Below are 22,519 nucleotides of genomic sequence, written 5' to 3'. Positions count from 1 at the left end.
TATTTCAAATAGATTGGTGTATTTCCATTTTATTTCTTGTTATTTTACAAAAGGAGTAGAATTACTTATATTTAAAGGTGTGAAAGTAACCCGCAGGAGGAGCAGGAGCATGCATAGGAATAAAGACTTATATTTGTTTTTGGAAGAGAGAGCGAAAGACATAACAGAGGAATGGTATGAGCAACTTGATAAATCAAACAGCTCAGGCGTTTACGCTTCTACCGATCCAGAAACGATTAAAACCCTCAAAATGCAAAACTACGATTTCCATCTACATTTCTTTCGTATATTCGTAGAAGATAAAGAGACCTTCAGCAAAAGTTTCGAAGAGTGGATTATAACTGTGGCACGTGATGAGAATCATTTGAATACACCTACACATCAAATAATCCGTGAATTTGTCAACACACGCGAACAGCATTTGGATCTGATAAATGAGTTTTATACCATACATAAAGATACAGTCTCCCAAGAAATGTTCGAGCTTTGGCAACGAGTGATCATAACAGCCTTTGACCAAGTGATTTTGAAAGTGACAGAAGAAATGCATCATTATTCCAATCGTAAGCTTCAGGCCCAGCAGGAAATGATCAATGAGCTAAGCTCCCCGGTCATCCTGCTGAACGACACGACAGCACTGCTTCCTTTAGTAGGAGACATTGATACGAATCGTGCCAAATTGATTTTGGAGAATACGTTGCGTGAATGTACAGTACAAGATGTCGATTTACTTTTCATCGATCTTTCCGGGGTCATCATCATCGATACGATGGTTGCACAGCAAATCTTCTACCTGGTGGATGCTTTGAAGCTGGTCGGAGTGGAAACGGTAATTTCCGGCATGCGACCTGAAATCGCTCAAACAGCAGTACAGCTAGGTGTAAGCTTTAACGCCAGAACAACTGCCACATTGACACAGGCGATACGTACTAGTAGTCGAATCTCTATTAAATAACTTGAAACTGCTTACATTTACAGGTTTTATCTTTTTTTACTAGTGGAAAACAACTTATGGACTAGTAGAAAAGGAGCTGACTGAAATGGCAAAAACGGCAGTAATCACAGGATCGGCACAAGGAATCGGTAAAGCGATCGCAACAAGACTCGGAAATGATGGCTTCAACATTGTGATCAGCGACTTGCAGGAAGACAAAGCGAATGAAACGGCACAGGAACTGAAAAACTATGGAGTGGAAGCAATCAGTATCCCGGTGAATGTAAGCAAGCGTAACGATATGTTCCAATTGGTAGAGAAAGCCACAGAAGCATTCGGTTCAGTCGATGTTTTCGTCAATAATGCCGGTATCGATCAAGTTGCGCCGATTTTGGAAGTGCAGGAAGATGATCTGAACAAGATATTCAGCATCAACGTCAACGGTACCGTATTTGGGATGCAGGCTGCCGCTGAACAAATGAAAAAGCAAGGCGGCGGGAAGATCATCAATGCATGTTCCATCGCTGGTCATAAAGGGTTTAGTTTGTTAGGTGTGTATTCCGCTACGAAATTCGCAGTGCGTGGGTTGACACAGGTGGCAGCACAAGAGCTAGCGAAGGATAAAATCACCGTGAATGCCTACTGCCCAGGTGTTGTCGGTACGAGCATGTGGGAGAGAATCGATGAAAAAATGGTGGACTATATGGGGCTTGAGAAAGGCCAGGCTTTCGAGAAGTTCACCAATGATATCGCCGTTGGACGCAGTGAGGAGCCAGAAGATGTTGCGAAGTTCGTTTCGTATCTCTCTTCAGAGGATTCAGATTACATGACAGGTCAATCTGTATTAATTGACGGCGGTATCGTTTACAACTAAGAATCGGCAGATAAGGGTGCACATCGCGCCCTTTTTTTGTGCATTTTTTATGCTTGCCGCTTCACATTCTGTGCATTTTGCCGATATAAAAAGAAACACATGTGCAAGGAGTTGGCCTTTGATGATTGATAAATTATCTTCTGCTTCACAGCATGTTACACATCCGTCGGGAAATAGTCGTCCTGCAGCAAGCGAACCAGTACATAATAAGGAGACTGTTTCAGACAGCTCCAAAACGTATGTCGAATATAATAAAACAGATATCGAAAAAGTAATTGAGACTATGAATCAATTTCTGGAGACATCTCACACAAATATGAAATTTGAACTTCATGACAAGTTAGATCGTTATTATGTGACAGTGATTGATTCAGAGACACAAGAAGTCATTAAAGAGATACCACCGAAGAAGCTGCTCGATGGCTATGCCAAGATGGCTGAATTCATGGGACTTCTCGTTGATAAGAAAATTTAAGGAGCAGGTGATCATATGGTAGATAGTGTTTCTTCAAGCAGTAGTAGTAGCAATTCAATGCGTGTAGGGGGACTTGCTTCTGGGATCGATACAGATTCCATGGTGGAACAGCTGATGAATGCGGAACGGCAAAAGCTATATAAGATGCAACAAGAAGAGACGAAATTGACATGGCAGCAGGATGCTTTACGCGAAGTTAATGCTTCTTTGAAAAGTTTTGATTCAATAGTTAGTGATATGAAATTAACGACAGCGTACAATGTAAAGTCAACTTCATCGACAAGTTCTGCAGTCACCGCAACTGCAGCATCAAGTGCTTCTAATGGATCATATTCCATCCAAGTTAACAAGCTTGCGAAAGCAGCCATCGTTTTAAGTGAAAAGGCTGATACAAAAACTTTTGATCCTGACGCTGCCATTAATGGACAGACTTTTGCAGATAATCCAAAAGTTACAGCTGATAGTACATTCTCACTTAGAACGTATGACGAAAATGGTCAACTTATAACAAAGAATTTTGATGTTAAAACTACGGACAGTCTCAACTCTATTTTAAAGAAAATAACAGATGATCCAGATCTTGGAATTCGCGCTTTTTACGATAAACAGTCTGGTCAGGTTGTCATGGAAAAGAAAGAAACCGGTAAAAACAGTTCAACAGATCAAGAAATAGTATTTGATGAAGGCAGCTTTTTAAATACATTCCTGGGACTGGACCCAAGCGCAAAGCAGGGTGCACAAGATGCCGAGTTTACGTACAACGGCGCACTTACTATTAGTTCCAATAAAAATAGTTATACATTAAGTGGTGTTTCTTTCACCTTTAATCAAACAACAGAAAGTGCAGTCAACATAACAGTGGACAATGACGTTGACGCTGCATACGACAAGATCAAAGAATTCGTCGATTCATACAATAAGATTGTCGAAGACGTGAATACAAAGCTTAGCGAGAAATCCTATCGCGATTATCCGCCATTGACAGATGAACAGAAAAAAGAGATGTCGGAAGATGAGATCAAGCTATGGGAAGAAAAGGCGAAAAGCGGATTGCTTAAAGGGGAAACAGCCCTGCAAAGTGGTATTTACTCATTACGTTCTGCTTGGTACAACAAGGTTGAAAATGGTGGGGAGTATACCCAGCTTGCTCAGATAGGGATTACAACTTCCAAGAACTATCTTGAAAATGGAAAACTTGTAATTGATGAGGATGAATTGAAAACCGCCCTTCGTGAAAATCCTGAAGGTGTGTACAAGCTGTTCTCTAACAATGTAGAAGGAGATGGCCGAGGCATTGTCAACCGAATTGAGGATTCATTGGATAAAACGATGGATAACATTACTAAGCGAGCAGGTAATACTGATAAAACAAATCAACAATTCACACTTGGAAAACGTCTAAATGAAATCAAGGATCGCATGGATGATTTCCAAGACCATCTTAAACAAGTAGAAGACCGTTACTGGCGCCAATTTTCCGCTATGGAATCAGCAATCAGCCAACTGAATCAACAATCCTCTTATCTGATGTCCAATTTTGGTGGATAAGTATTAAAGGAGTAATAATATTATGTCGGTACAAAATTACCAGGCGTATCAGCAAAATTCCGTCCAGACCGCTTCTCCGGGTGAGTTGACACTCATGCTGTACAATGGCTGTATCAAATTCATCAAGTTTGCTCAGCAAGCTATAGAGAAGAAGGATATTGAAGCGAAGAACACTAATATTCAGAAGGCGCAGAATATCGTGCGTGAGCTGATGATTACGCTTGATCCAGAGGTAGCAATTTCGAAGGAAATTATGCCACTGTATGATTTTATAAATCAACAGCTTTTCCAAGCAAATACAAATAACGATCAACAGGCTCTCAGCAATGCAATGGAGCTAATAACAGAATTCCGTGATACATGGAAAGAAGTCGTCAAACAAACACGTAAGCAGCAATTCGGATCTGGAGCCACTGTTTGATGAACCGGGTGCAGGCGTTATATGATACAACAACTGAATTGGATACGCTTGTCAGTCAGCCGGTGACTTCAGAGAATCGGGAGGAAGTGGTTAATTCCCTTACCGATCTCATGGGTATCCGCTCAGAGCAGATGGAGGCACTGAAGCCGCCCTTCTCCGCTGAAGAGCAAGAACTCGGCAAGGCATTGCTGCCGCTAAATGAGCGTATCAGCAAGCATGTGCAGCAAATCTTCGATCAACTGAAAATCGATATCCGGACAATCAAGAAGCAGCAGCAATCGGGTACGAAATACATCAACCCATATGCAAGCATGCAGACACTTGACGGCAGATTCCTGGATAAACGTAAATAATATAGAAGCGCTCGGACTATTATGGTTCGGGCGTTTCTCTTTCTCTTCATGTCCCAATCGTGACAAAATTCGATATAACTTCACATTATTCTGACTTTATTTTTTGTTTATAAAGGATTTGTAAAGGGAATGTAGAAAGTATCCGGTAAGGATGAAAGGAGGACACTTGTTATGAAGTACAATATTCGTGGCGAGAATGTCGAGACTACAGAAGCAATCAGGGACTACATTGAGAAAAAGGTAGACAAACTGGAGAGATATTTCGATTCCCCGGTGGATTCCGAGGCTCACGTAAACTTGAGTGTGCATAATAATGAGTCGAAGATCGAAGTGACGATTCCGATGAAGAACTTGCTGCTACGTGCAGAGGAAAGTCATGCTGATCTATATGCTGCCATCGATTTAGTCGTAACGAAACTGGAACGGCAGATCAGGAAGCATAAGACGAAAGTGAATCGACGCTCCCGCCAAAGTGGAGATGCACCGAAACATGCATTCGCCGCAATGGAGAATGAAAGTGCAGCAAGTGCTGTCGTCGCGACGGAAGATGAGGAAGATCTGAATCCGTTCGAAATTGTACGAAACAAGCGTTTTGACTTGAAACCGATGGATTCCGAGGAAGCGATCCTGCAAATGGATATGCTTGGGCATAGCTTCTTCGTCTATACAAATGCAGTGAGTGGCGATACCAATGTCGTCTACAAGCGCAAAGATGGCAAATATGGGCTGATAGAGCCTAGCTAAAGCGAAATGGTACGGGACAGACGCATATGCGTCTGTCTTTTTATAATTTAGGGTGTTTTACGAAAACGCCGCTGAAATATCTCAAAATCACTTAAAAAAAGAGATGAAAGCTGTCGGATGGTGCCGAATTATTGCAGTTTATAGGGAAAATCTCGCTTCGTTTTACGAAAACGGTCATTTTTTTTTTGAAAAGCCCTGTGATATAAATAAGTCAGCTACAAAAAAAGGAGGTCCTGACCATCAGAGATTCAGATTATGCTGTCGATCGAGTCTCCCATTCCCAACTCACGCAGCATGAGCATACGATCACACAGCTGCTTGAAATAATCGCTGCGACCAACCGAAGGCTGGCGGAACTTCAATGGAAGCAGGAACAGCTCGAGCGCTGGTGCATCGAACAAATGCAGCGGGATCTGTCCTCCAGGTCGCGTGTCCTCTGAAGGGCAGGCTTCCTTTTCCCCGCAAGACTCCCAGCCGGATGCCGCAGTCTCTTCCTCTAGAGGCTGTGCATTCCAACTGACGGTGGTGATCAAGCGGCTGTTGTAGCGATTTCGGTATTACGAATGTCTGACATGGCACTCCTTCCATGTTATGCGGCGTCCCCTAGGACTGGGCGCCGCTGTTTTTTTGTTTTTGGGATAGGCTGATTTCCCTTTCTTGTAAACCGCCAAACCTAGTGTTATTATTATTTTTGGACTATACTTTTTTGATTTAAAAGAGGAGCGTTATGATGCGTGGACTACTTAAACGGGTGTTTGGTGACGGTACGCAGAAACAAGTGAGCCGTGCCCAGAAAACAGCCGAACAAATAGAAAGTTTAGCAGATGAATATCGTGCATATACAGATGAACAACTAAAAGAAAAAACTAATCAATTCAAAAAGCGCTATCAAGATGGCGAATCATTGGATGATTTGCTGCCAGAAGCTTTTGCAACAGTAAGGGAAGCGGCTGATCGCGTACTAGGCATGCGTCCTTTCCATGTGCAGCTGCTTGGCGGAATCGCCATCCATGGCGGTAATATCGCTGAGATGAAAACCGGTGAAGGTAAAACGCTCGCCAGTTCCTTGCCTGCATACTTGAATGCTTTGTCTGGTGAAGGCGTGCATATCGTAACAGTCAATGACTATCTTGCTGGACGTGATGCGGAAAATAACCGTCCGCTATTCGAATTCCTCGGTTTGACTGTCGGGTTCAATAGTGTCGGTATGACGCGCGAACAAAAGCAGGAAGCTTACGCGGCGGATATCACATATAGTACGAACAACGAGCTTGGCTTCGACTACTTGCGTGATAACATGGTGCTGTATAAAAACCAAATGGTACAGCGACCGCTCAGCTTTGCCATCATCGATGAGGTCGACTCGATCTTGATCGATGAAGCGCGGACTCCGTTGATCATTTCCGGTTCAGCTGCGAAATCAGCTAGTTTGTACACACAAGCGAACTCATTCGTCCGTGTACTGAAAAAAGAAGAAGATTATACAAATGATATCAAGACAAAATCTGTACTGCTTACCGAAGAAGGTATCAATAAAGCCGAGCGATTCTTCGGGCTGGAAAACTTGTTCGATCTGAAAAATGTTTCCATCACACATCACATCAACCAAGCATTGAAAGCACATGTGACGATGCAGCGTGATACGGATTATGTGGTCGAAGAAGGCGAAGTCATCATCGTTGACAGCTTCACAGGTCGTCTCATGAAAGGACGCCGCTACAGCGATGGTCTTCACCAAGCGATCGAAGCGAAGGAAGGTCTGCAGATCCAGAACGAGAGCATGACGCTTGCTTCAATCACGTTCCAGAACTACTTCCGCATGTACAAGAAGCTTGCAGGTATGACTGGTACGGCGAAAACAGAGGAAGAAGAGTTCCGCAATATCTATAATATGGACGTGCTTGTGATCCCGACGAACAGGGATATCACACGCCAGGATAAATCCGATTACATTTTCAAAACGATGGAAGGCAAGTTCCGTGCAGTTGTCGAAGAAATCAAGGCACGCCACGAAACTGGTCAGCCGGTACTTGTCGGTACAGTGGCGGTCGAGACTTCCGAGCTGATCAGCAAACTGCTGAAACGCGCTGGTGTACCGCATAACGTATTGAATGCGAAGAACCACCACCGTGAAGCGGAAATCATTGAAGATGCCGGCCAAAAAGGTGCGGTGACAATCGCAACGAACATGGCAGGCCGTGGTACGGATATCAAGCTTGGCGAAGGTGTACTGGAACTTGGCGGCCTTGCTGTCATCGGTACTGAGCGTCACGAATCCCGCCGTATCGATAACCAGCTGCGCGGTCGTGCCGGACGTCAGGGAGATCCGGGTGTCACACAGTTCTACTTGTCGATGGAAGATGAACTGATGCGCCGATTCGGATCTGACAATATGCGCAATATGATGGATCGTCTCGGTATGGATGATAGTACGCCAATCGAAAGTAAAATGGTGTCACGTGCTGTGGAATCTGCTCAGAAACGAGTGGAAGGAAACAACTTCGACTCCCGTAAAACCGTTCTTTCCTATGATGATGTGCTGCGCGAACAGCGGGAGATCATTTACAAACAGCGCTTTGAAGTAATCGACAGCGAAGATTTGAATCCAATCATCGAAGAAATGATCAAAGATACCGTTCATATGATCGTCCGTGCCCATACAGCGGATGATTCAGAAGAGTCATGGGAACTTGACGCACTTGTCGAATACGCGCATGCTAATTTGCTGCCGCCGGACAAGCTGACGGTTGAGGAACTGAAAAATAAAGATGATGAAGAAATCGAAGAATTGCTGCTAGAGAAAATCCAAGCGCACTTGAAGCAGAAGGAAGAAGAAATGACTCCGGATCAAATGCGCGAATTCGAAAAGGTGATCTTGCTTCGTACGGTTGATACGAAATGGATGGATCATATCGATCAGATGGATCAGCTTCGCCAAGGTATCCATTTACGTGCATATGGCCAGAACGATCCGCTTCGTGAGTATCAGCTGGAAGGCTTCAATATGTTCGAAAGCATGGTCGCAAGCATCAAAGAAGAAGTGACACGTTACGTACTGAAAGCGGAAATCCGCGATAACTTGCAGCGTGAACAAGTCGCTAAAGGTGTTCAAGCCGTCAGCGGTGATGATACACAAGCAGACAAGAAAAAGAAAAAAGCTCCGGTCGTCAAAGGCGATACAATCGGACGGAATGACCCATGCCCATGCGGCAGCGGCAAGAAATACAAGAACTGTCATGGTCAGCAGTAACAATGGTAAACCCGTGCAAAGCAGTTGCGCGGGTTCTGTCACTGCATAGAGTGATATAGTGTGTGTTATAGACTTATTATGAGGTGAAGAAAAATGGAATTTGCAGAAATCAGAAATGAATTGGATCGAATGGATAAACAACTATCAGACTTTAGGGGGTCTCTTTGACTTAGATCAGAAGAAAGCCCGTATTGCAGAACTGGAAGATCGGATGCTGGAACCAACATTCTGGGATGATCAGCAGGGAGCTCAGAAAGTCATCAACGAATCAAATGGCTTGAAAGAATCAGTCGATGGCTACGAGAAGCTTCTATCCCGTCATGAAGATTTGGAAGTTTCCTTCGAGTTGGTAAAAGAAGAAGATGATGAGGATCTTCGCAGCGAGCTGGAGGAAGAGCTTGTCTCCATGCGTGAATCACTTGATGAATTCGAACTGCTGATGCTATTGAGCGAACCATACGATAAAAACAATGCCATCCTCGAGCTGCACCCAGGTGCCGGCGGAACAGAGTCACAGGACTGGGCAAGCATGCTGCTTCGTATGTACACACGTTATGCAGAAAAGCATAACTTCAAAGTGGAAACGCTGGATTATCTTCCTGGTGAGGAAGCTGGCGTGAAAAGTGTAACGCTTCTAATCAAAGGCCTGAATGCGTATGGCTATTTGAAAGCAGAAAAAGGTGTACACCGTCTTGTGCGTATTTCACCTTTCGATAGCTCAGGACGCCGTCATACATCATTCGTATCCTGTGATGTGATGCCAGAATTCGACGATGATATCGATGTGGACATCCGGACAGAAGATTTGAAAATCGATACCTACCGTTCCAGCGGTGCCGGCGGTCAGCACGTCAATACGACGGATTCCGCTGTACGGATCACGCACGTACCGACCAATACAGTCGTGACTTGCCAATCCGAGCGTTCCCAGATCAAAAACCGTGAGCATGCCATGAAGATGCTGAAAGCGAAGCTGTATCAGCTTGAAATCGAGAAGCAGCAGCAAGAGCTGAATGAAATCCGCGGTGAGCAAAAAGAAATCGGCTGGGGAAGCCAGATTCGTTCTTATGTCTTCCATCCATACTCCATGGTGAAAGACCATCGGACGAATGAAGAATCCGGAAATACACAAGCTGTAATGGACGGCCAGCTCGATCCATTCATCAATGCATACTTGCGTTCCACATTATAAGCATTTTTGCAATAGCACTGCAATATGACAAGCTGAACCGTTATTCCACTTTGGAGAAAGGGAGCGATTCTCTTGAAAAAACTGATGATCACGAGCTGCAGCCTCCTTTGCATGCTTACCCTGGCTGCTTGCGGCAGTAATGATGATGCGGCTGAAACGCCGCAGGAATCCTATGAAAACAACTGTTCCATGTGCCACGGTCAGGATTTGAGCGGAGGCAATGGCGGTCCGTCACTCGATGATGTCGCCTCCAAGTATACGACCGAAGAACTTGTAGACATCATGGAAAACGGTAAAGGCGGTATGCCTGCGGGGCAGGCAGAAGGAGAAGAAGCAGAGAAAATTGCCGAATGGCTCCAAGATCAGCAGCAATGATGCAAAGTCAAATACCCATACAAGTCCTGTATGGGTATTTTTTCGTGTTTATGGACCGATTTGACAGCTGGAAACAGCAGGATAACAGGGTAAATATTTCATAAACCGAGTCTTTTGTCATATTTTGAAATATAAATGTAATATTATTATGTCTAAAAAACATGAAATAAGATGTTATAATGGTTTCAGGTTCGAGAGCTTTTCGATTGCTTTCGGCAGTGTTCGACATATTAAACTAGCAGATTAAATGATTAGACTAAATATAAAGGTGAGTTAAACATGATAGATATGAAAGGTGTGCATAAGACGTATTCCAATGGCGTTACAGCGCTGAATGGTGTCGACGTGCATATCGACAGTGGGGAATTCGTGTACTTAGTAGGACCGAGCGGAGCCGGTAAATCGACCTTCGTCAAAATGATCTTTCGTGGTGAGAAACCGAGCACGGGTATTGTCAAAGTTGATAACAAAGATTTGAGCACATATAAATCACGCCATATACCAAGAGTCAGAAGGAAAATCGGAGTCGTTTATCAGGATTTCAAATTGCTTCCGAAACTGACAGTCTATGAAAATGTCGCTTTTGCTTTGGAAGTAATAGAGGAATCCCCTAAAGTGATCCGGGATCGCGTCATGGAAGTGCTTGATCTCGTAGGCATAAAGGATAAAGCAAGATCGCTTCCGGATGAACTTTCCGGCGGGGAACAGCAGCGTGTCGCCATTGCCCGGGCAATAGCAAATAAACCGAAGGTCGTCATCGCGGATGAGCCGACAGGTAACCTTGACCCCGAGACTTCCTGGGGCATCATGAAGGTGCTGGAGGATATCAACAACACAGGAACGACAATCATCATGGCAACACATAGTAAGGAAATCGTAAATACGATCAAGAAACGTGTCATCGCCATCGAGAACGGACGTATCGTCCGTGATGAAGCTGGAGGTGAATACGGGTATGAAATTTAATACTGCGAAGCGCCATATGCGCGAAGGCTCGAAGAACATTTTCCGTAACGGCTGGATGAGTGTTGCTTCCATTGGAGCGGTAACAGTTACGTTGATTCTGGTCGGTGTCTTCCTGGCTGTCGTGTTCAACTTGAATAAATTCGCTTCCAACGTCGAATCCGACGTGGAAATGACTGTATATCTCGACCCGACACTTGGACAAGATCAAGTGCAGGCCATGCAAGGCGAGCTTGAGTCCGTTGATAAGGTTGGTTCTGTAACTTATTCCTCAAAAGAAGAGCAGTTAAACCAGCTGATGGAAGATATGGGACAAACAGAATGGGACTTGTTCGAACAAGATAACCCCTTGAGTGATGCATATGTCGTCAAAACGTCCAACCCGCATGATACAGCCCCCGTTGCTGAAGAAATCGGGAAATTGGACGGAGTGGACAATGTGAATTACGGAGAAGGGACAGTAGAGAATCTCTTTACTGTAAGTAAGTACGCTCGAATCATCGGGACAATACTTATTGTGGGTCTTGTATTCACAGCCATCTTCCTAATCTCGAATACTATCAAAATAACAATCATTGCCAGAAGCAGGGAAATCGGCATCATGAAACTTGTCGGAGCGACCAACTCCTTCATCCGCTGGCCATTCTTCATCGAAGGCTTGCTGCTTGGAGTTCTGGGAGCAATCATTCCGGTGGCACTGGTACTCGGCGGTTATTATTATCTGTCGAATAACCTGACGGATAATATCAGCATCGGTTTTGTCGAAATCCTTCCATATGCACCATTCGCTTTCCAGCTTGCAGGAATCCTGCTTGCAATCGGTGCGGTAATCGGTGTATGGGGCAGTGTCATGAGTGTCCGTAAATTTCTTAAAGTCTAACTAAACCTAACAACATATACGCTTGTAAAGGAAGAAAGGGAATGAGAGATAAATGAAGAAGATGATCAAGCCCGTTCTTGTAGCTGTTTTAGCTGCAGGGACAATCCTACATACTCCGATTAATACATTCGCGAAATCTTCATCTGACGTTCAGAACGAAATAGATGATTTGCAAAAGAAGCAGCAGGAGAACAACAACAAACAAAGTGAGCTTGAAGGTGAGATCGATGATGCCAAGTCCGATCAATCCGATAACTTGGCAGAGCAAGATAATCTGATGGCAAAGCTGGATGATTTGAATAACAGCATCGACAAAAATGAAAATGCTTTGAATGATAAAGAAGATGAAATCACGAAAACAAATGAAAAAATCGATGAGATTTCCGGTGATATCGTTGACACGGAAAAAGATATCGACAAGCGTGAAGATAAATTGTCCGAACGCCTGGTAAGCATTCAGCAAAATGGCGGGGACGTGCAATACTTGCAAGTATTGATGGGTTCCAAGAACTTCAGTGATATGGTGAACCGTGTGAACCTTGTCAATACAATCATGGATTCCGACAAAGAGCTTTTGAATGGCTTCTTCGCAGCGAAACAGAAGCTTGAGGACCAAAAGCAACAGCGAGAAGATGAAAAGAAAAACCTGGAAGATCAGAAAACAAAGCTTGAAGATATCAAAACTGATCTGAAATCCCAGGCAAGTGAACAAGAAGATTTGAAACAGCAGCTAGAAGATGAATATGAGCGCTTGGGAGATCAAATCCTTTCTGCCGAAGAACAAAAAGAGCTTGCTGCTAACCAAGCAGAAGCACTTCGTATGGCACAAGAAGATGCTGAATCCCAAAAAGCTGACTTAGCAGCACAGGAAAAAGCAGCAGCTGAAGCGAAAGCAGCAGCTCAAGCAGCGAAGGATGCAGCAGCAAAAGAAGAGTCTGCAAGCAAAAAGTCTTCCAGCTCTGAATCCAGCAGCTCGAAGAAGAGCAGCAGTTCTTCAAGCTCCAGCAGTTCTTCAAGTGCTAAATCAGCACAAGCTGGAATCTTCTCTTGGCCGGCACAAGGCCGCCTAAGCTCTGGCTTCGGTGTCCGTAATGATCCATTCGGCAGTGGCTCAACTGGTAACCACTATGGGCAGGATATCGCCAATGCAACTGGAACACCGATTCATGCAGCTGCAGATGGCTATGTTTCCCGCAGCGGAACGATGAGTGGTTATGGTAATGTCATCATCGTCACGCACTCCATCAATGGCCGTACGTATGAAACGCTTTATGGTCACTTGAGCAAGCGCGAAGTATCCGTCGGAGAAAAAGTTTCAAGAGGACAGGAAATCGCTAAAATGGGTAACACAGGTGCTTCCACTGGTTCCCACCTTCATTTCGAAATTCATGAAGGTAAATGGAACGGTGCGAAAAGTAACGCAGTTGATCCGATGAAATATTTCTAATAGCAAAATGAAAAGGGCATTCTCTTAAAAAGGGGATGCCTTTTTCTCATCATTTGACTTCTTTTAGTGATAAGATAGAGGGAGTTTAGCATAATAGTAGGATTAACGGAATGGACAAGTGAGAAAGGATGAGAAACGGACGTGCAAATAAAAAAAGTTACTTTCGTGATAGCGATCATTGTGGCGTTGGTTGTCGGTGCAGGCGGCAGCTATGCGTTTACATCATATGCAAACAACAAAGGGACGGGCATACAGTCTGCTTCTGAAGATACTGGTAATTTGACGGAGGTGGAAAACGCCTACGAGCTCATCAAAGAAAATGCTTTGGCCAAGCCGGATGCACAGCAGCTTCAAGAAGGTGCGATCCAGGGAATGCTGGAAACATTGGATGACCCATATAGTTCCTTCCTGAACGAAGAGTCTTCTTCGCAGTTGAATCAGCAGCTTGAGTCTTCGTTTGAAGGTATCGGTGCGGAAGTCAGCATGATCGATAAGCAGGTTACCATTGTGGCACCGATCAAGGATTCCCCTGCTGAGGATGCAGGATTGCGTCCGAATGACCAAGTGCTTGAAGTGGATGGCGACTCTTTACAGGGTCTGGATCTCCAGGAAGCCGTGAATAAGATACGCGGGGAAAAAGGGACGACGGTGACATTATCAGTCAAGCGACCTGGTGTTTCCGAAGAGTTGCAAATCGATGTGACACGTGATGAGATTCCGGTCGAAACTGTTTATTCGGATACAAAAGAAGTGGACGGGAAAAAAGCTGGTGTCTTGGAAATCACATCCTTCTCCGAAAGTACGGCGGATGAATTCAAGACAGCACTTGATAAGCTGGAACAAGAAGGTATCGAAGGATTGATCATCGATGTTCGCGGTAATCCAGGCGGTATCCTGACGACTGTGGAAGATATCCTGAAGAACTTCCTGCCAAGTGATAAGCCATATTTGCAGATTGAAGATAAAAATGGCGAGAAACAAAAGTTTTACACCGAATTGAAAGAGAAGAAAAACTATCCGATCAATGTCTTGATCGATGAAGGCAGTGCTTCGGCATCTGAAATATTGGCAGGAGCGATGAATCAGGCTGGTGGTTATGAGCTAGTCGGAAAAACGACATTCGGAAAAGGGACGGTACAGCAGACTGTTCCGTTGCAGAATGAATCAATGCTCAAACTTACCCTGTACAAATGGCTGACACCCAACGGAGATTGGATCCATGAAAAAGGTATCAAGCCTACAGTGGAAGTCGACCAGCCAGCGTATTTCTACAGCTCACCGATTCAATTGGATGAAAGTGAGAAATTGAAATTCAATGATAACAACGACAAAATCAAGAATCTGCAGATCATGCTGGAAGGACTAGGATTCGATCCAAGCCGTAAGGACGGATTTTTCAATGAGAAGACAGAAGCAGCAGTCAAGCAATTCCAGCAGGAAAATGATTTACAGGCAACTGGTGAAGTGAATCAGGAAACGGCAGATCTGCTGCAGTCGAAGATCATCGAGCAAGTACGTGACGGTAAGCATGATAACCAAATGGATAAAGCACTGCAGGAGCTATTTTAGTGATTGATTGAAAGCCCCCCTTCATTGGGAGGCTTTTTCTATTGTCATAGGAAAACAAAGACTATCATGTTAGAATAGACAATATACATAGAAGTTGGTTTATAGGGAGAGACACATAATGGTGAATGATTGGTTGACCGAACTGCTTTATGGGGTCGGGAACTTCTTTTTGAATCCGTTGATTTATTGGGCGCTGCTGCTGACTTTATTCGTATCCAGCCGCCGCATCAGGAAAGAGCGGAACAATTTCGGTACGAAGGTATTCGATTTCGGCAAAGAGTGGACTGGCACTTGGGGTATCTCGCTTGTTTTCGGACTTTTGCTTACGGCAGTCAGTATCGGAGCGGGAATCGTTGTGGCTCCGGCTGTTGTGCTGCTGCTCAGTGCCGTCACGATCGTTCTGACGCTGCTGTTCCGCTTTACGTGGCTGTCAGCTGCATACACGTTCGGATTCAGCTTTTTGCTGGCATTGGGTGCGGCGCCATACGCAGCTGATTATCTGCCGGCCGGATGGGCGGATGATATGGCGGGTCTGAATTGGATCAGCTTTGCACTGCTCATGAGTATTGTCATGCTGGCGGAAGCTGTATTGATGCTCAGAACAAAAAGAGTAGATACGTTGCCGGAACTCATCAAAGGACCTCGCGGACGCTGGATCGGACAGCACCGCTTCCGCAAGCTGCTTTTCATTCCATTCTTCCTGCTAGTGCCAGCAGGGGCAATCGAGCCTTTCGCACCGTGGTGGCCGTTCTTCCATCTGAATGGAACGGATTACGGGCTGCTGCTTGTGCCGTTGCTGACCGGAATGGACGGATTCTCCAAGGGTCGTCCTGCGTTCATCGAAGCGCGGAAACAAGGAAGGGCCGTACTCGTATTGGCATTGCTTACCCTTGCCGTCAGCTTGGGGAGCATGTACTCATATTATTTCGCGATTGCAGCCTTCGTCATTGCCCTCATCGGAAGGGAAGCGATCACATTGTATTTCCGGAATAAAGATCGCAAACGGGCGATGTATTACACAGAAAGCAGCCAGGGGCTGTTTGTGCTAGCTGTCATTCCGGACAGTCCGGCTGATAGACTCGGGTTGTTGGCAGGCGAGCGTATCGAGAAAGTGAACGGCATCCGCGTCACGACGGAGCGAGCTTTCTATGAAGCGGTCCAAACGAATAGCCAGTACTGCAAAATGGAAATTCGTGATGAACAAGGTGAAATACGAATCAAGCAGCGCGCCATGTACGAAGGGGAACCTCATGAGCTGGGTATCATTTTTGTACAGGAACAGCGCAAGCTTGCTGTGAGGAAAAGCAGCTGAAGGTATATTTCCAATCAATAAACAAGCCCACACCTCTATTCGGGAGGTGTGGGCTTGTTTTAAATTAATGTTATTCCATATATGTAGCAACCAAGGTATAGCATCTTTCCTTTGTCATATCTACTTTAACAGTTATAGCTACAAAGGGCTTTGCAGTAGCGCCTTCGTATTCGAGTGAAGCTTCTTCTGCAATTTTATCTCTATCTGCAATCCAAGTCCGCTGTTCTTCTCTTAATTCGTCCATTTCATCAGCTGGAAGCTGTTCTTGCAGTGCTACATAAATACTATTTAATTCCTCATCCCATTTTCGGTATTTTTCATCTTCTTGTTCTATCAATTCATTCGTCTTCGATTTAACCTCTGTATTTCTATCTGCTTTATCCATCCCGTTCAATTTCTTGAGATATTCTTCTTTTCCTGCAATATATGTATTGTCTTTATCGAATGCAGAATGAGCTTCTGCATAGGTTCCATTTTGATACACTTGATAGTATCCTAAGTTGCCAGTTTTACCTGATTCGCGCAATGCTATGTCCACCAACTGAACAGTATAATAAGAGCCGGTATCATCGGATTGCAGCTTTCCATCTGTTCCGAAAGAGATTTCTTCAAATTTACCTTGCGTCACATGCTCTTTCAGAAATTGGACAGCTTCATCACCGTTTGAGATTTGAATGTTTTCCGTTTTTGGCGCTGCTTCTTTACCTTCGCTGTAATTTACAGCGGAATCTTTTTCACCATCAACATCTGACTTCTTCGCTTCCTCACTGTTTTTTGCAACGGAATCTTCTGCATCTGCTGCTGACTTCTGTTCGTTGTCACTGCTCTGGGCCACAGTGTCTTTTCCTTGGCTGTTATCTTCTGCTTTCGCCGCTGTTTCTCCCGGCTTGTTTGATTCATCTTGTGCGGAAACATTGTTTGGTTCTGCTTCTTTCTTGTCCGAAGCAGTTTGTTCACCCGCTCCATTACAAGCAGTAAGCGTAAGTACTGTCAAAAGAGATAGTGTTGTGAGCAGCATTGTTTTTGTTTTCATATTGGTTGCTCCTCCTAAAGTGAAAGTTCATTTGGTCACGCTATGAATTTAGTGAACCAAGCGATATATTCTGCTCCCCATACAAAGAATAGCTGTGCAAGGAGTGTGCCTAACAGTCTGGAAGTCACCATCATCAGTGACATGCTTTTCAACTTATTGTAGCTGCCTCTTTGATTCACGACATCATCGGCAATGACGGATAGTTTCGGGTCGATGAAAATAACCAATAATATGGTGGCTATACCATTGATGAGACCGGATGCCATGATAGCTGTCGACGACCGCTCCGGTGCCAAGAGGGACGCATATAGGGCGGCTAATACACCAATTGTATAGATAGCCGTGATGATCATGTTGACGAGAAAAAGCCTGATTGGAATATCTTTTACCTTTGTTTGCCGCAAATACGAGAATTTAGGCAGACTAAAGTGCGTGATGCTACGTTTTATGTATTGCAAGGAAAAGAATCTTTTCACCAAGGATGGAACTGAGCCTTTTTCCTCAGACAAATGAATGATGGCTCTGGAAAACAGCGCCACAAACGTTGGGAGCAATATGATCCCAAATACTGTTCCGATTGTCGATGCCCCGATGAGAATGCGGAATTGAGATTCTACAACTGCCAATGTGTTTTCTTCAGGAGCATTATCAATCAGACTGCCGGTGAAAGGCTGCTGCATCATATTCGCCATTCTGGAAACGATGACCATGATGTTGAAGAGAGACAAAGCGGATGCGATCATCTTCACTCGTGCACCAGACAATCTCACGGCATAGGCGAGTGTTTCGATGGAGTGGATGATAAAGATGAACAAAGCTATGAATAATAACTTTTCCGTGATTAATTCCATTGGTTAACCTTCTTTTTTTCTGGATTGGCGAAGTGACAAGGATAGGGATTCATTTATCGATGATACCATATAAAGAAAATATTTCCATAGAATTTTCTGCTATATTGGCGAACAGGAATGAAGATTGTCCTTCTTTGTTGATTTGACTGTAGAGAAACGATGAGCGGAATTAGGACAAGATACAAGTCTGCTGCGAGGTAAGCAAAAAAGGAGCAAGCCACTTCACTGCGGCTTGCTCCTTTTCATTCCTCCTGCATCGAAAGCAGGCTGCGTATTTCTTCTTCGGTAAGTGTGTTGAGCATTGTTTCCCCGGGTTGGATGATTTGGTCGACCAGTGCACGTTTGCGCTGCTGCAGTTCGAAGATGCGTTCTTCGATCGTGCCGCGGGTAAGCAGCCGGATGACTTGGACGACGTTTTTCTGTCCGATGCGATGTGCTCGGCCGGCAGCTTGCTCTTCGACGGCTGGATTCCACCATAAGTCGAAAAGGATGACGGTGTCTGCACCAGTCAGGTTCAATCCTGTACCGCCGGCTTTCAAGCTAATCAAGAAGCCGTCTTTTTCGCCTTCGTTGAACGACTCAGACATTTGCATCCGTTCTTTGGCAGGTGTGCTGCCATCAAGATAAAAGACATCGGTATCGTCAAGTGCCTGTCGGATGATCTCCAGCATGCTGGCAAACTGGGAGAAAATCAAGAAGCGTTTGTTGTTTTGCTTCAGCTCGCGGATGACCTCGAGCAGCTGCTCCAATTTGCCGGATTGTCCACTGTAGTTTTCGATGAACAAAGCAGGGTGGCAGCATATTTGGCGCAGTCGCGTAAGACCAGCCAAGATTTCCAATTTACCCCGATCAAAGCCTTTTTCGGCGATGGTTTTGTCGATTTTGTTCCGGATCCGTTCCAGGTAGCCGACATATACTTCTTTTTGTTCCTGCGTCAAATCGGAGTAGTTTGTCGTTTCGATTTTTTCCGGAAGTTCATGCAGCACATCTGCCTTAACGCGCCTTAAGATGAATGGGCGCGTCATGCGGGCTATTTTTTCCGGTTCCATATCGGTGAATGATTTGCGGCTGCGGAACAATCCTGGAGAAATGGTATGGAATAATGACCATAATTCTTCCAGTCTATTTTCGATCGGCGTACCGCTCAGGGCAAAGCGCTTGCCTGCTTGAATCAAACTGACAGCTTTTGCGGTCTGCGTCGTATGATTTTTGATGGCTTGTGCTTCATCCAAAATCAGACTATCGAATACTTGCCCGCTGTAAACATGATGATCGATGCGCAATAACGGATAAGAAGTGATGATGATATCATGTTCTTCAAGCTGTGTGAGCTGCGCCTGGCGTTCTGTCACAGAACCGGAAATGACGAGCGTGCGCATATGCGGTGCAAATTTTTCGAACTCCTTCTGCCAGTTGTACAGCAGGGAAGAGGGCACGATGATCAATGATGGGCGTGCTGCCGGATTGGCTTCTTTTTCCGATGTAAGATACGTGATCGTCTGCAGTGTTTTCCCAAGTCCCATGTCATCAGCCAGGATTCCGCCGAGACCGTAATAAGCGAGTGTTTTCATCCATTTGAAACCGGTCAGCTGATAATCTCGCAGTTCGGCCTGCAGTCCAGCTGGCAAAGCAAACTCGATCTGTTCCGGATGGCGCAGCCGTTCGATCAATGTACGGAAAGCAGCTTCCATTTCCGCACCGCGAAGCGACTCTTCCACCTGCATGCTTTGTGCGATCGGAACGAAGATATGCTGATTTTGCAGTTGGCTTTTCTTGATTTGCAGCTGTTCCAGGAAGTCCTGGAAGTTATCCATATTGTCTTGTTCCAGATCGAGCAGGGCACCGTCCGGGATACGATAATATCGTTTCTTTTCGATCATTGCCTGCAAGACATCATTGATATGCGCTTCCGACAAACCGGTGACATCGAAACTGATTTCGAGCATGCCTTTCTCCTGCTGCAGCCGGATGCTCGATGACACCTCATGCTGCTGATCTGCTTGCATCGCTTGCACGCGATCGGAAATGTATACTTCGGCGATTTCCTGCAAGGCGGACAGGTGCTCATGCAGGAACAGATACATATACTCTGCATTAAGCAAGTGAAACCGGCCTTTTGAAAAACGGAATCCTGCCGCATGCAATTGCTGCAAGACGGCATCTTCCTTGGCAGACTGACGCTTGATCACAGGCATGTCTGTCTGCTGCTGCCCGGGATGGATGACGTGATTTCCATAGTGGAAGGAAACACTGGCGTGCAGCACATCATCTGTTTCATCCAAAAATACTTTCGCGACCAAAGGTGCCATCTCGATTTTGCTGCGGACTGTATCGGCGATATGCACATGTCCGATTTGCTCCAGTTTACCGACGACTTGTGATACGAAACGGTCTACATTTTTAGAGGATACCGTTTGCGGCGTATCATGCCGGTAAGGAAGATTGGCGAACAATTCCTTGATCAAATCTCTTTGGTCAATCGGGACTGGGTACAGTGTGTCATCTTTGAACAGATAGTTATAATTCTTGATATATTCATAAGCTGCGATATCCTGTACACCAAGCTGAAGCATCTCCTCGTCATCCGTAGACAGATAGAAGTCAAGCCGGGCGGGCTTGTCGCTGACATGGAATGTATCCAGCGGTTCTGTGTGCAAAAGCTGAAGCGAAGCACCTGCTTCGGCAAGCTTCGGCAGCAAATCCTTGGCCAGGGAAGGCGTCAGCTTGATCACGCGCTTTTCCGATTGCAGCGCCGTCGCTGAAAAGTCTTGGATCATGCTGTTCTCACACGCTTCCAGCAGCCGTTCCAGTATAGCTTTATCTTCCGGTGTGACAATATGTACACGCGGATCGAATGCAAAGCTAGGCGTTACTTGATAGCGGGTTCGATGCAGTACGCTGCGGAGGAATTCCTCGGCCAGACGCACGATATAGGTACGTGCTGTCCCTGCTTTCAACTCGACCTCGAATACTGTATTGCCATTCGTTTGCAGGAAACGCTGTTCGATTTTGTATTCCAGCTTCAATGTTTCCGGAGGTTTTGATGGCAGGCGTTCGGCAGGGGACACAAAAGCTTGCACAAGACGATCGGTAAAATCGGTCTGGCGTGCGGCAGCTGGCTCGGCCGTCTCCTCGGTGACGGTATAGCCATTACTGTCGAAACGGTTTCGGCTGATGCTGATCAGCACGGCAGCGATGTGTTTGCATGTGTAATGGGTGTGATAGGCAGGACAGCTGCAAACACCATCCAAATCGTCGTCTTCAAAAAAGAATATCCGCACAGGATAGTTCTCGGTTCCGCGTACCACGGCTTTCCATTGATTGATCGATGGGGTGAAGCTCAGCCCGTGGACACGACCTTTATTGGCATAATCCAGCCCTCTGCGGTAAAAACGATCGCCTGTCACTTTGATGATATCTTGTTTATCGAGAAAATAAGATTGCATGAAAGCCGATTCTCCAGTCTAAAAAATTCGTTATCATTACATTATAACAGATATATCCATAGCCTTCCCTAACTGGGCAGAATAAAAAACGGCAGCGTGAGCTGCCGTTCATGATTATATCTTTTTGACTTGGAATATTTGCGTTTCGCCTGCAATGGCTTGTTCTGGGTAGAGGGCATCCAATGTGTATTCGCTTGCTTCATAATTGGTGATGATCACTGGCGTGACGCAGCTTTTTGCATTCGCTTCGACGAATGCTTTTTCAAAGGTCACGAGCTTGTCGCCGGCAGAAACTTTATCACCGACTTTGACAAATGTTTCAAAGCCTTCCCCTTTTAAATTCACTGTATCAAGGCCGATATGGAGGAGGACTTCCAAGCCCATTTCCGTTTTCAGGCCGATTGCGTGCTTTGTTTCGAAAACTTGGACGACTTCGGCATCGATCGGGCTCACGATCGTCTGGTCACTCGGTTCGATGGCAATGCCGTCACCCATCATTTTCTCGGCAAATACCGGATCCGGGACTTCTTCAAGTGGAACTGCTTTTCCGTTGACAGGGCTTACAAAACTTTCTTCTGTAATATTCTTACCGAATAGTTTCTTTAGCATATCGTTGTCTCTCCTCGGAATGAATCGAAATTTGATGAAAATCTTATTAGTATCATAATAAAGCGTTTTCTCCGTACAGGTCAATGAATAACCTTGTTGACAATGGATATTGCCTAAAAGCGCTAACATTAGGTATAGTAGAGAAAGACTGATTTTTGAGCGGAAAAGAGGTTTGACGCGGTGTGAGATAATGAATCGATCACAATGACAATCAGGATATACGAATGATAATAGAACGGTAGG

Annotated in this window: 20 protein-coding genes; 15 read left to right on the top strand and 5 right to left on the bottom strand. The window is 45.1% G+C overall.

Annotated features, from left to right (window positions below; genetic code table 11):
- Positions 1–109 precede the first annotated feature (109 nt).
- The 7 genes from SFC66_RS01165 to hpf all read left to right on the top strand — a co-directional run bounded on the left by SFC66_RS01165 (position 110) and on the right by hpf (position 5,349).
- Positions 110–955 (top strand): STAS domain-containing protein, encoded by an 846-nt coding sequence (locus SFC66_RS01165; protein WP_411216874.1) that lies wholly within the window; start codon positions 110–112, stop codon positions 953–955.
- An 85-nt stretch (positions 956–1,040) separates the two neighbouring features.
- Entirely contained in the window at positions 1,041–1,808 is a 768-nt protein-coding gene (locus tag SFC66_RS01160; RefSeq protein WP_411216873.1) for an acetoin reductase, read from the top strand.
- Positions 1,809–1,929: 121 nt separating this feature from the next.
- Positions 1,930–2,283: a flagellar protein FlaG gene (flaG, locus tag SFC66_RS01155; protein ID WP_411216872.1), complete on the top strand. Its 354-nt coding sequence runs from the start codon at positions 1,930–1,932 to the stop codon at positions 2,281–2,283.
- A gap of 15 nt (positions 2,284–2,298) precedes the next feature.
- Complete coding sequence (locus SFC66_RS01150; protein WP_411216871.1) at positions 2,299–3,831, top strand: flagellar hook-associated protein 2; 1,533 nt, start codon at positions 2,299–2,301, stop codon at positions 3,829–3,831.
- Between the two features lie 22 nt (positions 3,832–3,853).
- The gene (fliS, locus tag SFC66_RS01145; RefSeq protein WP_411216870.1) at positions 3,854–4,252 is read left to right on the top strand and encodes a flagellar export chaperone FliS; all 399 of its coding nucleotides are present in this window, start codon (positions 3,854–3,856) and stop codon (positions 4,250–4,252) included.
- Positions 4,252–4,605 (top strand): flagellar protein FliT, encoded by a 354-nt coding sequence (fliT, locus tag SFC66_RS01140; RefSeq protein WP_411216869.1) that lies wholly within the window; start codon positions 4,252–4,254, stop codon positions 4,603–4,605. The genes fliS and fliT overlap by 1 nt, the downstream gene beginning before the upstream one ends.
- Before the next feature lie 171 nt (positions 4,606–4,776).
- Positions 4,777–5,349, top strand: a complete 573-nt coding sequence (gene hpf / locus SFC66_RS01135) for a ribosome hibernation-promoting factor, HPF/YfiA family (RefSeq protein ID WP_411216868.1) — start codon at positions 4,777–4,779, stop codon at positions 5,347–5,349.
- 248 nt (positions 5,350–5,597) lie between these two features.
- On the opposite strand, the gene SFC66_RS01130 is transcribed toward hpf, so the two are convergent.
- Entirely contained in the window at positions 5,598–5,750 is a 153-nt protein-coding gene (locus SFC66_RS01130) for a hypothetical protein (protein ID WP_411216867.1), read from the bottom strand.
- Between the two features lie 329 nt (positions 5,751–6,079).
- On the opposite strand from SFC66_RS01130, the gene secA reads away from it, so the two are divergent.
- The 8 genes from secA to SFC66_RS01090 all read left to right on the top strand — a co-directional run bounded on the left by secA (position 6,080) and on the right by SFC66_RS01090 (position 16,337).
- The gene (gene secA / locus SFC66_RS01125; protein ID WP_411217724.1) at positions 6,080–8,599 is read left to right on the top strand and encodes a preprotein translocase subunit SecA; all 2,520 of its coding nucleotides are present in this window, start codon (positions 6,080–6,082) and stop codon (positions 8,597–8,599) included.
- A 93-nt stretch (positions 8,600–8,692) separates the two neighbouring features.
- Positions 8,693–9,791 (top strand): peptide chain release factor 2 gene (gene prfB, locus SFC66_RS01120; protein ID WP_411216866.1). Its coding sequence is split into 2 segments (ribosomal slippage): positions 8,693–8,764 and positions 8,766–9,791, totalling 1,098 coding nucleotides; the frame shifts between segments, so codons are not numbered across the junction.
- 72 nt (positions 9,792–9,863) lie between these two features.
- Positions 9,864–10,166 carry a c-type cytochrome gene (locus SFC66_RS01115; protein ID WP_411216865.1) on the top strand — a complete coding sequence of 101 codons (303 nt, stop codon included), beginning with the start codon at positions 9,864–9,866 and terminating at the stop codon, positions 10,164–10,166.
- Between the two features lie 279 nt (positions 10,167–10,445).
- Positions 10,446–11,132 carry a cell division ATP-binding protein FtsE gene (gene ftsE / locus SFC66_RS01110; protein ID WP_411216864.1) on the top strand — a complete coding sequence of 229 codons (687 nt, stop codon included), beginning with the start codon at positions 10,446–10,448 and terminating at the stop codon, positions 11,130–11,132.
- Positions 11,122–12,009, top strand: a complete 888-nt coding sequence (ftsX, locus tag SFC66_RS01105; RefSeq protein ID WP_411216863.1) for a permease-like cell division protein FtsX — start codon at positions 11,122–11,124, stop codon at positions 12,007–12,009. Before ftsE ends, ftsX begins: the two co-directional genes overlap by 11 nt.
- Before the next feature lie 52 nt (positions 12,010–12,061).
- The gene (locus SFC66_RS01100) at positions 12,062–13,456 is read left to right on the top strand and encodes a murein hydrolase activator EnvC family protein (protein WP_411216862.1); all 1,395 of its coding nucleotides are present in this window, start codon (positions 12,062–12,064) and stop codon (positions 13,454–13,456) included.
- A 147-nt stretch (positions 13,457–13,603) separates the two neighbouring features.
- Complete coding sequence (locus tag SFC66_RS01095) at positions 13,604–15,025, top strand: S41 family peptidase (protein WP_411217723.1); 1,422 nt, start codon at positions 13,604–13,606, stop codon at positions 15,023–15,025.
- 118 nt (positions 15,026–15,143) lie between these two features.
- Positions 15,144–16,337: a PDZ domain-containing protein gene (locus tag SFC66_RS01090; protein WP_411216861.1), complete on the top strand. Its 1,194-nt coding sequence runs from the start codon at positions 15,144–15,146 to the stop codon at positions 16,335–16,337.
- Positions 16,338–16,407: 70 nt separating this feature from the next.
- Here SFC66_RS01090 and SFC66_RS01085 read toward each other — a convergent pair whose 3' ends face one another.
- The 4 genes from SFC66_RS01085 to SFC66_RS01070 all read right to left on the bottom strand — a co-directional run bounded on the left by SFC66_RS01085 (position 16,408) and on the right by SFC66_RS01070 (position 22,276).
- Positions 16,408–17,370: a lysozyme inhibitor LprI family protein gene (locus SFC66_RS01085; RefSeq protein ID WP_411216860.1), complete on the bottom strand. Its 963-nt coding sequence runs from the start codon at positions 17,368–17,370 to the stop codon at positions 16,408–16,410.
- A 35-nt stretch (positions 17,371–17,405) separates the two neighbouring features.
- Complete coding sequence (locus SFC66_RS01080) at positions 17,406–18,221, bottom strand: lipid II flippase Amj family protein (RefSeq protein ID WP_411216859.1); 816 nt, start codon at positions 18,219–18,221, stop codon at positions 17,406–17,408.
- Between the two features lie 242 nt (positions 18,222–18,463).
- Entirely contained in the window at positions 18,464–21,667 is a 3,204-nt protein-coding gene (locus SFC66_RS01075; RefSeq protein WP_411216858.1) for an SNF2 helicase associated domain-containing protein, read from the bottom strand.
- 114 nt (positions 21,668–21,781) lie between these two features.
- Complete coding sequence (locus tag SFC66_RS01070) at positions 21,782–22,276, bottom strand: PTS sugar transporter subunit IIA (RefSeq protein WP_411216857.1); 495 nt, start codon at positions 22,274–22,276, stop codon at positions 21,782–21,784.
- Positions 22,277–22,519 lie beyond the last annotated feature (243 nt).

Source organism: Terribacillus saccharophilus, assembly GCF_046592895.1.
In the GTDB taxonomy this organism is placed as follows: domain Bacteria; phylum Bacillota; class Bacilli; order Bacillales; family Amphibacillaceae; genus Terribacillus; species Terribacillus saccharophilus_D.
Note: the sequence above shows the minus strand (reverse complement) of the source record. Positions and strands in the feature narration are given on the sequence as shown.